At 45.7% G+C, this 14,998-nt stretch carries 15 protein-coding genes; 10 read left to right on the top strand and 5 right to left on the bottom strand.

Features of this window, described 5'->3' with window-relative positions; genetic code table 11:
* Positions 1-29: 29 nt before the first annotated feature.
* Positions 30-1,100 carry a rod shape-determining protein RodA gene (gene rodA, locus MESINF_RS08220; protein WP_169700959.1) on the bottom strand — a complete coding sequence of 357 codons (1,071 nt, stop codon included), beginning with the start codon at positions 1,098-1,100 and terminating at the stop codon, positions 30-32.
* A 215-nt stretch (positions 1,101-1,315) separates the two neighbouring features.
* Between rodA and panB the strand changes: the two genes are divergently transcribed.
* Together panB and MESINF_RS08230 are read left to right on the top strand one after the other, a co-directional pair.
* A complete protein-coding gene (gene panB / locus MESINF_RS08225; protein ID WP_169699372.1) occupies positions 1,316-2,116 on the top strand; it encodes a 3-methyl-2-oxobutanoate hydroxymethyltransferase in 801 nt (266 codons plus the stop codon).
* A gap of 67 nt (positions 2,117-2,183) precedes the next feature.
* Positions 2,184-2,909: a biotin--[acetyl-CoA-carboxylase] ligase gene (locus tag MESINF_RS08230; RefSeq protein ID WP_169699373.1), complete on the top strand. Its 726-nt coding sequence runs from the start codon at positions 2,184-2,186 to the stop codon at positions 2,907-2,909.
* Here the strand turns inward: MESINF_RS08230 and MESINF_RS08235 are convergent.
* Together MESINF_RS08235 and MESINF_RS08240 are read right to left on the bottom strand one after the other, a co-directional pair.
* Positions 2,899-3,123 carry a S4 domain-containing protein gene (locus tag MESINF_RS08235; protein WP_169699374.1) on the bottom strand — a complete coding sequence of 75 codons (225 nt, stop codon included), beginning with the start codon at positions 3,121-3,123 and terminating at the stop codon, positions 2,899-2,901. The two genes, MESINF_RS08230 and MESINF_RS08235, sit on opposite strands and share 11 nt — an antisense overlap.
* Positions 3,124-3,233: 110 nt before the next feature.
* Positions 3,234-4,568 carry a hypothetical protein gene (locus MESINF_RS08240; RefSeq protein WP_169699375.1) on the bottom strand — a complete coding sequence of 445 codons (1,335 nt, stop codon included), beginning with the start codon at positions 4,566-4,568 and terminating at the stop codon, positions 3,234-3,236.
* A 136-nt stretch (positions 4,569-4,704) separates the two neighbouring features.
* Here MESINF_RS08240 and MESINF_RS08245 point away from each other — a divergent pair, with 136 nt between their 5' ends.
* The 4 genes from MESINF_RS08245 (at position 4,705) to MESINF_RS08260 (ending at position 7,963) form a co-directional block, all read left to right on the top strand.
* Complete coding sequence (locus MESINF_RS08245; RefSeq protein ID WP_169699376.1) at positions 4,705-5,841, top strand: ABC transporter permease; 1,137 nt, start codon at positions 4,705-4,707, stop codon at positions 5,839-5,841.
* Between the two features lie 119 nt (positions 5,842-5,960).
* Complete coding sequence (locus MESINF_RS08250; RefSeq protein WP_231936682.1) at positions 5,961-6,419, top strand: ribosome maturation factor RimP; 459 nt, start codon at positions 5,961-5,963, stop codon at positions 6,417-6,419.
* A 21-nt stretch (positions 6,420-6,440) separates the two neighbouring features.
* Positions 6,441-7,469, top strand: a complete 1,029-nt coding sequence (gene nusA / locus MESINF_RS08255) for a transcription termination factor NusA (protein WP_169699378.1) — start codon at positions 6,441-6,443, stop codon at positions 7,467-7,469.
* 26 nt (positions 7,470-7,495) lie between these two features.
* Entirely contained in the window at positions 7,496-7,963 is a 468-nt protein-coding gene (locus MESINF_RS08260) for a Fur family transcriptional regulator (RefSeq protein ID WP_169699379.1), read from the top strand.
* Here MESINF_RS08260 and MESINF_RS08265 read toward each other — a convergent pair.
* Positions 7,894-9,240 carry a ComEC/Rec2 family competence protein gene (locus MESINF_RS08265; protein WP_231936683.1) on the bottom strand — a complete coding sequence of 449 codons (1,347 nt, stop codon included), beginning with the start codon at positions 9,238-9,240 and terminating at the stop codon, positions 7,894-7,896. The genes MESINF_RS08260 and MESINF_RS08265 overlap by 70 nt on opposite strands.
* 112 nt (positions 9,241-9,352) lie before the next feature.
* Positions 9,353-10,552 carry a DDE-type integrase/transposase/recombinase gene (locus MESINF_RS08270; RefSeq protein ID WP_169700963.1) on the bottom strand — a complete coding sequence of 400 codons (1,200 nt, stop codon included), beginning with the start codon at positions 10,550-10,552 and terminating at the stop codon, positions 9,353-9,355.
* Positions 10,553-10,750: 198 nt separating this feature from the next.
* Here MESINF_RS08270 and MESINF_RS08275 point away from each other — a divergent pair, with 198 nt between their 5' ends.
* From MESINF_RS08275 to minD, 4 genes are all read left to right on the top strand, one after another.
* The gene (locus tag MESINF_RS08275; protein WP_169699380.1) at positions 10,751-11,818 is read left to right on the top strand and encodes a polysaccharide pyruvyl transferase family protein; all 1,068 of its coding nucleotides are present in this window, start codon (positions 10,751-10,753) and stop codon (positions 11,816-11,818) included.
* Between the two features lie 4 nt (positions 11,819-11,822).
* Positions 11,823-12,923 (top strand): iron-containing alcohol dehydrogenase family protein, encoded by a 1,101-nt coding sequence (locus MESINF_RS08280; RefSeq protein ID WP_169699381.1) that lies wholly within the window; start codon positions 11,823-11,825, stop codon positions 12,921-12,923.
* Positions 12,924-12,964: 41 nt separating this feature from the next.
* Positions 12,965-14,095: a class I SAM-dependent rRNA methyltransferase gene (locus MESINF_RS08285; protein ID WP_197712727.1), complete on the top strand. Its 1,131-nt coding sequence runs from the start codon at positions 12,965-12,967 to the stop codon at positions 14,093-14,095.
* 78 nt (positions 14,096-14,173) lie between these two features.
* Entirely contained in the window at positions 14,174-14,986 is an 813-nt protein-coding gene (gene minD / locus MESINF_RS08290) for a septum site-determining protein MinD (protein WP_169699383.1), read from the top strand.
* Positions 14,987-14,998: the final 12 nt, after the last annotated feature.

Raw genomic sequence — 14,998 nt, forward strand, 5'->3', positions numbered from 1 at the left:
CCCCGGAAATATCACAGTTTTTCCATTTCTTATCGTAAATCCACGCTTCTACCGGCATAACTTTGCACTATTCCAAGTTGCAGAGCGAATATCATGGACGAAGACCCTCCATAACTTATCAAAGGAAGGGGTATACCAGTTACAGGGAGAAGACCGAGATTCATACCGATATTCTCCACCACATGAAAAGCGAACACGGCGAAAAAACCGCTCATTACGAGTCTACCAAAAAAATCGCCTGTTCTTCTGGTGATAATCCAGATCCTCCATAGCAAGAGTGAATAGAGCAGTATTACGGTAACTGCGCCGACAAAGCCCCATTCTTCGCCTATTACGGAGAATATGAAATCGGTATGATCGGCCGGCACATACCCTAGCCTGTTCATAGTACCCTGTACGAATCCCCTTCCGGTCCATCCTCCAGAACCGATTGCCCTTATGGCCTGAATAGTGTTATAGGCGGCCCCGGAGGCATATTTTTCGGGATCGAGGAAGCTCAAAATCCTGTCTCTCTGGTATGACTCGAGCCCGAACATTAGAACGACCGGCACGGCGACGACTATCAAAGCCGTCATGACGATCATCAATCTATCGAATTTTTTGCTTATCAGTGTCATAAAGTACCAGATCACAACGATGATTATCGTCGTTCCAAGATCGGGTTCCAGGTAGATCAGCCCCATGATCATAAGCGTTACCAACGTGCCAAACAGGAAAGAAAGATACCGCTTGGTCTCGAGCGAATAAAGATAACCGAGAAAGAGTATCAAGGAAAACTTCGCGATTTCCGACGGTTGTAAACTTGCGATACCAAGATCGATCCATCTTTTCGATCCTTCGATAGGACTCAAGAAAAGTACCAGAACAAGGCCCGCTGTGGACAGCAATATGAGCACAACGGCGAAGTCTCTCCATACTTTTCTTTTCAGTACATACGCCGTGAAAATGAAGACGGCCCACGAAAGAAGAGCCCACACCAACTGGCGCCCGAATAAATATTCCTCTCTCTCGCCAAAGGTCGCACTGTAAAGCACCACCAGACCAAAGGTCATGAGAATTGCCATAACAAAAGGAAGTTGCCACTCGAACCTAGCTTTCATCAAACTCTCTCCTCCCATCAATTATATAACCTGATAAGAGAAACTGAGATTGCACAAGCAAAACAGCTCGCAATCGTCCGGAAGGTGGACAGTGAGAATACTGTCACTATACCTGCGGAGAGAAAAATGTATAATCGTAAATGAAGGAAGATAAAAGTTCAATGCGTCTTATTCACGACAAATGTGAGACTTTTTTTAGGGAAGGTGCTGTTCGAATGAACGTACGTGAGATAATCGCGGTGAAAAATTCGAGAAAATTGTCGATGGTAACTGCCTTCAGTTATTTCGATGCAAAGTTCGCTTTCGAGGCCGGAATTGACATGATTTTAGTTGGCGATTCGCTCGGCACATACGTGATGGGGAAGAAAGATACTCTATCTGTAACTATGGATGAGATGATCTGGTCTCTGAAAGCCGTCCGGCGCGGGGCAAAAGATGGTTTCATCATCGCAGATATGCCCTTCGGTTCGTACCAGCAATCCAGAGAGAAGGCCGTAGAAAACGCCATTGCTTTTTTACGACACGGTGCAAATGCGTTGAAGATAGAGGGAGGTTACGAAACGGCCGAGCTGATCAAATATCTTGTCGATAGAGGATTTCCTGTCATGGGCCATGTTGGGATCACCCCGCATCATGCAAGCCTCGAAGGGATGTATCAGATACAGGGAAAAGACGAGAAGAGCATCAAGCGCCTCATCGAATCGGTGAAAAACCTTGAAGAGGCCGGGGTCTTTGCTATACTTCTTGAACTGGTGGTGGAAGAGGTCGCCGGGAAGCTCACTCAAGAAACTTCTGTTCCGGTGCTTGGACTTGGATCGGGCAGGTTCTGCGACGGACAGTTTCTGAAGTGGCATGATCTTCTGGGTATAAACGATGAAACGGAACCGAGGTACGTTAAAAAGTACGCCAATTTGAAGGAGAACATCGTGAGCGCTCTAAAGAATTTCGACCGGGATGTTAAGGAGGGAAAGTTCCCTGTCGAGTATCATGCCTTTGGTGGAGGGGAAGAGGTCTAAGCGCAGGCGGTGATCCTTCTTGAGCAAGTAGTTAAAACTAAACTCTGGGGAGGAATGAAGCGACTTGATGATCGGGGAAAAGATAATCTCTTTCTCTGAAATAGATTCGACAAATAAATTCGCCATAGAGAATCTTGACAGGCTGCCTTACGGTACGGTTGTCTGGTCTCTTTCGCAGACTTCGGCCTACGGAAGATACGGTCGCTCATGGTCTTCCGGCGACGGTGGACTCTGGTTTTCGATAATCTTCAAACCACTTCAAATAACAGAACCTAACGCCTATACGAAACTTCTTTCCGTTGCGGTTGTTGAAAGCGTCCGGGATCTTAAGTACAGAAACGCTCAGATAAAATGGCCCAACGATATTCTCATCAATGGAAAGAAAGTCGCGGGAATACTTACCGAATCCGTCTTTACAGGAGAAAGGTTGAAAGGAATCGTCGTGGGAGTAGGTTTAAACGTGAATAACGAGCTGCCTCATGAACTTAAAAGCTCGGCAACATCGCTTTCTTCAATAAAAAACGAGTATATACCCCTCAATCTGCTCATAGAGAAGATACTCCGTAGGGTGGAAGTTTTGAGAAAGAAGTATTTGATAAGGGGCAAGACAAAGTATCTGACCAGAAAATGGAAGAAGCTCCAGGCTTTCGTCGAGGGAGATGAAATAACCGTTTCTCTCAACGAAAACGAAAAATTCACAGGTATAATAAAAAGGATCTCCCCGGCTTTGCTTCAGCTGCAGTCGGACGACGGGAAGATCCACAACATAGTTTCGGGTGAAATTATTCTTTGATTTCTTTCAAAATCTCTATTTCAAAACCTTCCAGAACCTTTACCACCAACGTGCGATTGGAAAATCTTATAGAGATTGTGTCTCCCGGCTTAACTTCCGAAGATGGTTTGGCCTGAATCCCGTTCCTCGATATAAAGCCCTTTTCAATCGCCTCTTTAGCGAGTATTCTTCTCTTTATGATTTTGTTCTGTTTCAGGAACTTATCCAGCCTCAACTTCGACCACCCCTGAGTATACACTTGACTAACACCTTGTCGAAAGGGTATAATTATGTAAACGAGATGTTCTGCCCCGCGCTACTCCGCTTAGCGAAGGGGCTCTTTTTTTATTTGATCAAAAGTATACCTTTTACCACTCCGGTCTCTGCGAGGTAATTCGCGCTGAAAAGCAGGCCACTGCTGATATCCATTCCCATCAGGCCGGTAAGAACATATCCACTATCAACAAATAACCTGGCGAAACCGGGTTCATGAATCATCGAAGAGAGTTCGGCATAGGCTGCTGAATTCAACAATGGGGCACTGTTATCGAGAGTCTGGACGGTCATCTCTTTGTTTTTTGAGGAGATGAATAGCCATCCGTTGTCTATCCACATGTACTGACCTTCCACGAACAGAGTATCTCCTTTTACTTCGACTTTTGTTTCGGGGCTCGATTTTTCGATGGAGTTTTTGAGGACATCCAGTGAACCGCTAAATCCTACTCTCGCTATATAGGTGATATTCATCTGGGATGTCTGGGATGATGAAGTTCCCTGAGAACCCATCAAACTGGCGAAGATATCGTCAACGGAGAGATCTATGTCGACCAGGAAGTTGCCGGTAAGGTAGTCGTCTAGTTCGTCTATGTCGAGGTTTCCTAGGGCCAGGCCTTCGATATCCAGAGGAACTGAGGTTAGCTGATCTCCAGCGTAGTCTGCCAGCATACCTATATCGCCTAGCCTGGTGAATATGGACACCAACGGAAGATGACTCATATCTTCAAGATCGGTTATCCCTTCGACGGCAAAAGCTTTCATGAAGGCCTCTTTGCTTTCTTCGGTCGTCGGAATCGTCAGGGTCTCTATCATTAGAAGTTCGCCCTGATTCATGAATGAAGCTTTTGTGAGGCTCTCGTCCATATCCGAATAGAAATAACCAAATCCTGCCGAAAGGCCTTCTATGAGCTTATTTGAATCAAACCCCCTGAAAGTCTGCGAGTACTGATCGATATCTCCAAGGTACAGGTAGTCATTGTCGGTAGCCATCTTTATCTTGAAATCGACCGGAAGAAGCTGTGGCAGTATCTTTTCGGCCGCACTCTTCAGAGTTTTCGGATCCTTCATGGGTCCAAGGATTGCTATCAATCGATCTTCGCCCGAGGAATCCTTCCACATCGCCAGCCCAAGATCACCGTCGAAGGCTTTATAGATGTCCTTAGGGTCAAGTCCGTTGTTGTAGGCCAGCATCTCGACATACTGGGCCACCAGCTGTTCAATGGCCAACTGGTTAAGTATCATATCCATCAGAACGACTTCCTTGGATTTGGAGTAGTTTTCTCTCAAACCCTCCATAACGAGTACTGTGTGGGAATCAGCTGGGAGCCTTTCAACCATTGAGACTACACTGGACAGAGAAACTGCCGCTATCGTTAAAACCACTAAAAAACATACCTTTTTCAAACCAACCACCTCCTTAATGCTATTGTCTTCTATGACGCGTTAACTCCCGATCTTGTTCTCGATGATATAATTCTATCATCGTACGGTAATGATCAGTATCGCGAGAATTAATTCGGTTTTTATGGAGGCTAACCAATTGAGATTTCCAGGACTTTTGCTGAACGATCTACTTCTGATGAGAAAGTCTCGAGCTTTCGTTCTTCTGTTGTTTTTGCTGCCTCTGGTACTGGCCCTAATTTCTACCATCACGTCTGAAAGCGGTGGCTATACCGACTTGAAAATCGCGATCGTCAACGAAGACAAAACCTTTATCGGCCTCTTCTTCCTGCAATACGCAACATCGATGCTCAAAGGTGAGAACATAGTACAGCTCTCAAGCAGAGACCAGATTGACGGAATGCTGGAATACCTCGACGGAGTTTTCGTTATTCCAAGGGGATTCGCGAACAAGCTCCTTTTTCAGGAACCGTCTGAACTGATCTTCATACCCAACCCCGGATCGATGCAAACGGCCGTCGCGATTTACCAGGTGCTCAACAACGTGCTGAAAGAGTTCAAAGCCCTTCCTGTGGTAGCCGATCCGGAGTTCATGAAGGGCGTAGAGATAGACCCGGAGTACGTTGCGCCGGTGATCACCGTCGAGGGAATTCGCGAGAGAAAATTGAACTTTTCTTCTTTGTTGTTCCCTATGGTTCTTTCGATAACCATAATGTTCGTAACCTCAGTTGGAGCGGCAAGCGGAACCTTCGAAGACAGACGGAACGGAATGATCGATCTGTTGAAACTTTCGAATCTCTCCGGCGTGAGTTATATGGCAGCCAAGACGCTCAGTTTCTCCATCTTTTCCACCATGCAGGTTCTGGTATTTCTTCTTATGGGAAAGATGTTGGGCCTTGATGTTGCTTCAAACATCTTCCTTTATCTGCTGGTCATCGAAGTTTATATAGTTCTCTTCACTTCTATCGGTCTTTCTATCGGAATGGTATTCAGCTCTTCGAGGAGCGCCCAGTTGACATCGATCACCCTGGTTACGGCATTGTTGATACTGAGCGGTACCATAATTCCCCACTCGATGTTTCCCGACTGGTTGGGAATTTTCAGCAAAAACCTTCCTACAACCCGTCTGATGGTTACTCTCCAGGGAGTCTCGATGCTGGATTTCACCATAGGTGAAGTCTTTTTACCGGTTCTGGTATCGCTACTTATCTCGATGTTTTTGATCTTTCTGTCGAGTCTCATGTACTCCAGAGAGTCGATCACTATGGCCGAGTAGCTACGAAGATTGACTGAACCGAAGAAAAAAGGTATAATTCCATAGTAAGTCGTATTGTAATACTCCCAAAGGGAGAGGGCTTTTCTTGCCCTCTATTTTTTATTATGGTGGTGTTGATCATGGAAGATCTGAAGGAAGAACTTAGAGAACTTGCCGAGGAGGTAGCGAAGAGTCTTGGATTCTCTGTGTACGACTTCAGTTTTTCCAGAAGAGGAAGGAAGAGACTCCTCAAAGTCACAATAGACAAACTGGAGGGATACGTGTCGATAAAGGACTGTGAAGCCTTTTCCAGCAGTTTTGGGAAGACTCTGGATACGGCCGATATAGTGCCTTTTCCCTACGATCTCGTCGTTGAGTCGCCCGGTGTCGAGAGGGCGCTCAGAAACATGGGTGAATTCATAAGATTCACCGGCGAGAAAGTTAAAATCGTTTTCAATGAACCAGTAAACGGAAATTCCACGCTTTCGGGAAAGATCTTATCTTGCGAAGGAAATAAAATCGTCGTCGAAAGTGCCGACAATCAAATGGAAGTAGTTATATCTTTCGAGAATGTCAAAAGAGCAAACTTAAAACTATGATACATACAGAGAGGTGTTACCGTGAATCTCAATCTCTTAGAAGCTTTGGATCAACTTGAGCAGGATAAGGGAATCGAAAAAGACGAAGTAATAGTTATACTTGAAAAGGCCCTGCAGAGCGCCTACAAGAAGAATTTCGCTTCCGAGAGTGACGTCGAAGTGCACATTGACCGGTTAACCGGGGACATCGAAGTCTACGAAGAGTTGACAGTTGTGGAAGAGATCGAGAACCCGGCTACCGAGATAACACTCGAGGAGGCTTCGAAGATAAACTCCGGCGTAGAGATCGGAGCGACCATCGAAAGAAAATTGAACATCAAGAAGTTCAAGAGAATAGCCGCTCAGACGGCCAGGCAGGTCTTGATTCAAAAGATTAGAGAAAAGGAAAAGGAAAATCTCTTTGACAAATATGTTGACATAAAGGGCACCGTCAGCACTTCGGAGGTTCTCAGAATAACCCCGGAATGGGTGGATTTGAGAATTGGAAAGATAGAGACCCGTATCCCGACAAAAGAGTTGATACCTGGCGAACAACCCAGACTGAACAGCCTGATGAAAGTTTACGTCGTCGATGTATCAAAATCCTCTAAAGGACCGAGGATCATGGTTACGAGAAAGACACCCGAATTCGTCGTAGAGCTTCTCAAACTTCAGGTTCCAGAGATAGCCAGCGGCGATGTGATCGTAAAGTCGATAGCCAGAGAAGAAGGGATAAGGTCAAAGGTAGCCGTCTTCAGCCAGAATGCAAAGGTCGATCCCGTTGGAGCCTGTATTGGTGAGAGTGGAACGAGAATCGCCGAAGTTTTGCGCGAGATAAAACCGGAAAAAGTCGATATACTTCGTTGGAGCAGCGATCCGGTTGAACTGGTGGGAAACTCTATCGCTCCCGCGACGGCTCTGGAAGTGAGAGTAACAAGCGCTGAGAACCGCGAAGCGGTAGTCTATGTCTCTCCCACACAGCTTTCATTGGCCATAGGAAAGGGCGGGCAAAATGCCAGGTTGGCCGCGAAGCTCACAGGCTGGAAGATAGATATAAAACCAATCATGTAGCATTATTTCATGAATGGAGGTTTATCATGAAATACGATCAGCTCAGAATAGAGCTGAAAAAGAGAAACCAGAGAATGACGGCCCAGAGAGATATTGTACTGAAGTCGTTCATCGAAGCTGAAACCGATCATCTGAGTGCCGATGAAGCCTACCGAAAAGTGATGGAGAAAAATTGCAGAATAAGTAAAGCGACCGTTTACAGAACCGTCGAACTTCTGGCTAGACTTGGATTGCTTCGGAGGATCGTATTCAGGGATGGTATAGTCAGGTATGAACTGGTGAAAAAGGGCGAACATCACCACCATCACGTTGTCTGCAACAGATGCGGTTGTGTCGTTGGATTTCCGTTGGATAACCTGGATGATCTGGAAGAATTGGTAAGAGAGAAGACGGGATACACCATCGAAGATCATCAATTGAAATTCTATGGTTTGTGCCCGAAATGCCAGAGCGAGAAGAAAACACAGAACAATAGAGACAGCGAAACCAAATAGGCAGCCACACCTTCCAATCTCATCACGGGTATCAGTCCAGAGATCGTTTCGGTAGAGATTACAAAGATTTTGGAAAGCTGCTTGAGTGCTCCAGCCAGAAAGTCGCAGATAGGGCTGAGATTCAGCGCATCGAATATCATGAGTGATATTACGCCTATATAGGAAGGTATTATGAATAGCGGTACCATGAGTATGGTGAGTGGGATACTGGCTACCGAGAGAGTGCCGAAAACGTTGAGTGATAGAGGTACGATGGCGATCTGTGCGATCACGCCGGTCATGAAGGCCTGAAACATGAGGTTGTACCCTGTGAATACAGGCAGAAAGATGAGAAGCATCGCAGTCGCGAAGAAACTTAGCTGGAAAGAGATCGATGCCACTATGGACGGCTGAGATAAAGTCATTATAATTCCGGTAAGCCCAAGAACGTTGAGCGGGTGTTGGCGATAGTCGATGAATCTGAAGAAAGAATAGATTGCTAGCATGAGAAAGCTTCTCATGGCCGAGATCGAGGGACCGGTCGCCATTGTGTAAAGAAAGATAAGTGATGCCGAAAGTATTAATTTAGTTCTTCTTCCGAGGAGAAATCTGGATAAAGCATAGTTTGCGAACAGGTACATCATGCCGATATGGAGGCCCGAAACGGCGAACAGGTGTGCAACCCCCAGATCGGAAATTTCGTTCTTCGTGTTGCTTTCCATAGATCTTTTATCACCTAAAAAGACGGAACAGGCCATTGTATCGAGCAATCCGTACTTCTTCAGTTTATCTCTAGAATATCTGCCCGGCAACGAAAGCAGTCTGAACCTGTCGAAATGACCGTCGGCAGATGAATCTATAATATAAAGCGGAAAGATACTTCTGACCTCCATCTTTCCGGCAGCCCAGATTATCTGCCCAGTATAGAGCTCCTCGCTGCTTTTTGAAAGCCTTATCTGAACAGTATCTCTCAGAGAGAACCAGTTCCCGTTGATCAGTATCTTTCCTTCCGATGCCTCTACGAGTCCAGTTCCTCCGCGTGTAACGTATCCGGTGTACTCGACATTACCCGGTTCGAAATTTCGGGGCACGATAACCTGTAACGAGGAGCCGGCAACAAAAAAGGCCAACCAAAGAAACCGGTTGACCGATCTTTGCGAGATCAGAAAGGCAGCAGTCGAAAGCGCTAGTAGCGCGATTGTAGCGGCAGGGGATGAGAAGGCGGTAAAAACCAATAGTCCGCCCAAAATCATAGCGAAGAGATAATAGATAAGTGGGAACTCTGTGTTGCCTTTCAAAAGTCTAACCCCCTGATTAATTGTACAACCAGTTTGAAATCTTTTGTATAGGGGTACGTAATGCATCAAAATTAAATCTACTCAAGAGAGAGTTAATGCATCAAAATAGAATCTATTCAAAATCGAATAGAAGGAGATTGAGAACACCTCTCTTTGAGTTAGATTTAGACTTCATTATCTGTATATCAACCAGTGATTCTTGAAAATGTGCTATATTACTCTTGAGTATATATAAATCTAGGGCTTCGTGAACCTTGCGAAGCTCATCTTTTTTTGTGGAGTCAATCCAGGGAGAGTTAAGAACTCTTTCGTAGGGAGTAGCGAACTTGTCGTATTTTTTCACTATTCTTGTACCATCTCTGGTCTTTTGGATCATCTTATGAGTAGGCTGGAAATGGTTGTTGTAGAGATTCAAGCTTGCATATAGCTCCTTCAAGATAGTCAGTTCCTCCAAAGTGTCGTATCTGTAATAGCCAACGGCCCTTCTGACCAAAGACCAATTCTTCTGTTCCACATGGGGATTATCGTTCTTGTTGTAACTCCGGGTTCTGGTAAAGACCAATCTTTCATCCAAGCAATACTTATACAAATGAGCATTAATAAACTCCGAACCATTGTCGGAATGAATTCCCAAAAGAGGGAAAGGAAGTAAAGCTCTCAATGCGATTATAGCTTCGAGGGTCCATCTTTGAGCTTTGTTCCTTATTGGTGCAACGACACTCCAACCACTGGCAACATCCACCATATTCAGGCTATAACAGAATTCTCCCGAACTATCACCTCCTTCGTGACCGACAAGATCCACCTCAACAAAACCTGGTTTTGTGTCATCCCATTCGTGATGAGTCTTTATCCTTATGTGTTTCTTCAAGAGAGTACCGGGTTTTGTATGTGACCTACCCTTCAGTTCCATCTTCTTCCTTTCACTTCGAAGAAGTCTATCCATTGTGGAGGAACTTATTTCCAAAAGCTTCTGCTTAACTTCTTCCCTCAAAGACAAATGACCATTCTTGTTCAGATTGTCTATCGCCTCTTCAATAATCGCTTTGAATCTCTTGCCGCAAGGAAAGTCCAGGATCTCCCATATCTCAACAAGTTTTCTCAATACTTCCAAATCATATTTCTTCTTTCTCCCGCGCCTCTTTGTGAATTTGCTTCTCTTGTTCTTCTTAGAATAACCCCTCCTAAGTATTAATGATGCATAGCTCCGGTTGTACTCAGTTACCTCAGTAAACTCGTTAAGAATTCTACTCTTCTCCTTCTTTCCAGACTTTCTGTACTTCTTTGAGTATTTCTCGATCAGTCCAGTCATGTCTATTCTCTTCATCTTCGCGTCAACCTCTTTCAACTTGTCATTCGCGAAGATTATCCCCTTTACCCTTACCTTTCGAGTAGTTTCATTTTTGATGCATCGTTACCCTTTTCAAGTAGATTTTTTGTGATGCATATCGGGGTATCTGAATTTCACTTGTGATAAAATACTATTGTCTAATATCCCGGAGGTTATGTTGTGAGGCAATTTCCGTTTGGCGGGTTAACTCTGGTGGGTTACTACGGTTATGACAACCTTGGTGACGATCTTTTGTTACTCTCTTCTCTTGCTCTGCTGGAAGAGATAGAATTCAAAGGTCCCGTTTTTTTGCCAGCCGCCCCTCCAGTAGAAAAGATCTATGGAAGGTTTCCAGAGAAATTGGACGTGCGGATAATAAAAAGATTCAATCCGCGTGATCTCGCCTTGGCCATCAGTAGCTCGGTGATGACCGTCTTCGGTGGGGGAAATCTTTTGCAGGATTGCACGAGCTGGAGAAGCTTCATCTACTACTACGGATTGGCCAGGTACACTTTGAGAAAGGGAAAACCGCTCATTTTTCTTTCCCAGGGCTTCGGACCTATTGAGCACGGTTCCAACAAAAAGGCTCTGGACAGACTCCTCTCAAATCCCCTCACCTCGGGAGTAACAAGGGACGATTGCAGTTTCCAGCACTTCTCTTCGTTGTCGAAGAACGTTCACCCCGGTACCGATTATGGACCGTACTACCTTTTCAAGAAGGGAATACTCCCCAAAAGAAGGCAAAGTGAAACGGGCTTAGCGGTGATCGTTCTGAAAAACGGGACAAAGGTCGATGATGTTCTGAAAGCCTTGAAACTGAACAACATAACGGCCGTCTGCGCGATCGGTTTTCACAACCATCACGACGAAGAAAAGAGAAGAGAGCTTGAAGAGAAAGCGAGTGCGAATGGCTTCAAGATCTACAAGACTTCAACAGATATGGAAGGCGTCATAGAGGTTTTCAACAGCGCGCAGCTGATAATTACCGAGAGACTTCACGGAGCGATACTGGCCATCTCCATGGGAATACCTTTCGTGTGGCGTAAAAATAGCAAACTCGACAGTTTCGTTAAATCGCTGGACGGTCGATGCGATCTCAACTTTGAAGATGGTTGCGAGGATTTGACGATAGCTATCAACAACTCTTTGAAGTATTCGGTAGACCTTAAGGGAGAATATCTCTCCCGCCTGAACGAAACTGTTGAGACAAGCAAAGGAATTATGAGGAAAATTTTAGATAGAGGGTGATGAGATGTGGAGATACTTTCTACCGACGAGAGTCTTCTCGGGAAGCGGTGTCCTAAAAATCAACCAGACGGTCTTCAAAGAGAATGGAACGAAAGCCCTCGTAGTTACCGGTAGATCGTCGGCCCGAGTAAGTGGTGCTCTTGACGATACAATCGAGATTCTCATGAACCTCGACGTGCCTTATGTGCTCTTCGACGGTGTTGAAGAGAATCCATCCTTTGCGACGGTGGAAAAGGGTGGAAAAATCATGGGTGAAAATGACTGCGATTTCGTTGTAGCTATCGGTGGAGGTAGTCCGCTCGATGCGGCCAAGGCCATCTCGACTCTCAATAAAAACAAGGGCATAACCTGCGATGACCTTTATCGGGGCGATTCGCTGGCAGCTTTTCCGATAATAGCGATTCCAACAACCTCGGGAACCGGGAGCGAAGTAACACCTTACTCGATTCTAACAGACAGCAACGGCACAAAAAGAGGTTTCGGCATGTCATCAACTTTTCCGATCGTTTCCTTTCTGGATGCTAGATATACTCTCACCATGTCACACGAGGTAACTCTTGCCACCGCTCTGGACGCACTGTCTCATTCGCTTGAGGGGGAAGTTGTCAATAACGGGGACAATCCTCTTGTAAAAATGCTCTCCGCAGAATCCACCGCAATAATCCATCGTGTTTTGCCTCGTCTGATGAATAGAGAAAACGATCTCACATTGAGAGAGAAAATACAGTACGCAGCCATGCTTGCAGGCATGGTGATAGCTCATACAGGGACAACAGCCGCTCATGCGGCCGGCTATCCCCTCTCTTCGTTCAAAGGCATCAAACACGGGATTGCCAACGCCGTGACGATAATAAAGGTATTCGAGAGAATAGCCCAGGCCGATCCCGAAAGAATTGCCAGAGCCATCGAACCTTTTGAAAGTATAGGAGAGCTCGAAGAATTCCTTGATAGTTTCGAAGTCCAGAAAATGGTTCCTGCCCTGACCGAAGATGAAGTACAAAGATGGTCGGAACAATCGTCGAAAGCCTCGCACAACAAGAAAACTCCTGGAAATCTCGACAGAGATTTCTACATAGATCTTTATAGAGGACTGGGTAAGCATTGAATTCCGCCGTACTTAAGAGGAACATCAAAAAACGGATCTCAATGGGACATCCCTGGATCTACGATAATGAAATCGAAAGATGCGAAACGCCTATCGATGGAAGTCTGGTAGATGTTTTCACTTTCTCTGGCCAGTTCGTAGGACGCGGTTACTACAACTCGAACTCGATCATACGTATAAGGCTCTTGACGCGTAAGAACGTGTCAATAGACAGAGAATTCTTCAAAGAAAAGTTTTCCAAGGCTTATCGTTCCAGAGAGTCTCTCCTGCGTAATAGCAACGCGGTACGTATCGTATTCGGAGAGGCTGACGGTTTGCCTGGTCTGATCGTGGACAAGTTTTCCGATTATCTGGTCGTTCAGTTCAATACCCTTGGAATAAACACTTTCAGGGACGAGATAGTCGAATCGCTCGTTAAACTTTTCAATCCCACGGGCATCTTTGAGAAGAGTGAGGGTCTGGCATTGAGCAAAGAGGGTCTGGAGCGAAAAGAGGAATGGATACACGGCAAGGGACCGGAATTGATACCCTTCGTACTGAACGGCATCAAATTTCTGGCAGACACGAAAGGTCAGAAGACCGGTTTTTTCCTCGATCAGCGTGAAAATGCCCTGAGGCTCTCGTCTATGAGCGGTGGAGGAAGGGTGATAGACCTATTTTCGTACACGGGGAATTTCGCGCTTCACTGCCTCGCGGGAGGCGCCAGAGCGGCAACGTTAGTCGATGTGTCCCAGAGAGCGCTGGACGTAGCCAGCGAGAACGCTTCACTTAACGGATGGAAAGACAGATGCACTTTCATCACCGCCAACGCTTTCGATTTTCTACGTGAAAGCGATCAATCGTCTTTCGATATAATTGTTATCGATCCTCCCGCAATGGCTAAATCTTCCTCATCTAAGGCAAATGCACTGAGGGGGTACAAGGAACTCAATTTAAGGGCCATCAAGAGTCTCAGGAGCGGTCGTCTTCTGGCCACTTCGTCATGCACACAGATACTTTCTGAGGAGGAGTGGCAGAGATCGATAAACGATGCCTTTCAAGACAGCAAGAAACTAGGAATCGTCTCCTTCAGAGGCGGTCAACCTTCCGACCACCCTGAGGTAAGTTCCATATACGAGACGAAGTACCTGAAATTCCTTATATACAGGGTGTTTGGTATAAACGAATTTTGAATTTCCTTTTCTTTATGAGCTCTTGTTAACGTACAATGTTATAATTCATAAAAGTCTAACGGCTGGAGGTTGATAGAAATGGCCAAGGTATTCGTTGTGACTTCCGGAAAAGGGGGAGTCGGTAAAACGACAGTAACGGCCAATATTGGTTGTGCTCTCGCCAACAAGGGCGCCAAGGTCTGTCTCATAGACGCCGATATAGGTCTGAAGAACCTTGATATTGCCCTGGGTTTGGAGAACAGGGTTGTTCATACGATACTGGACGTTGCGAATGGAAAAGTAACGGCTTCTGAGGCTTTGGTTAGGCATAAACAGATAAAGGGACTGTACCTTCTTGCGGCGTCGCAGATAGCGACCAAGGAAATGCTTTCTCCCGAAGATATGAAGAAAATCGTGGCCGAGGTTTATCCGAAGTTCGACTATATCATCGTCGATTCCCCTGCTGGAATCGAAAGAGGCTTCAGAAATGCTATAGCCGCCGCAGAAAAGGCTTTGGTGGTGACCACCCCGGAGCTTCCAGCCATTACCGATGCGGATAGAGTAATAGGGCTCCTGGAAAACTCAGGTATGCTAGAGAGCAATATACGCCTTCTGATAAACCGTTTCAAGTTACAGATGGTTAAGCGCGGAGATATGCTCACCAGGGAAGATATACAGGGAAACCTGGCAATAGACCTCATCGGTATCATACCCGACAGCGACGAGGTAATCGTGGCAACAAACAAGGGCGTTCCGGTCGTACTCAATGGAAATGGTGAGGGGATCGGAAGGGTTTTCAACAACATCGCCCAGAGAATAAAAGGGGAAGCGATTCCGGTCGAAAACGACATCCTAGAACAGGGATCCTGGGGATTCTTGGAATTCCTCAAGCGACTTTTCAGAAGAAACTGAGAGGGAGTTGAA

This window comes from Mesotoga infera (genome assembly GCF_900157305.1).
In the GTDB taxonomy this organism is placed as follows: Bacteria; Thermotogota; Thermotogae; order Petrotogales; family Kosmotogaceae; genus Mesotoga; species Mesotoga infera.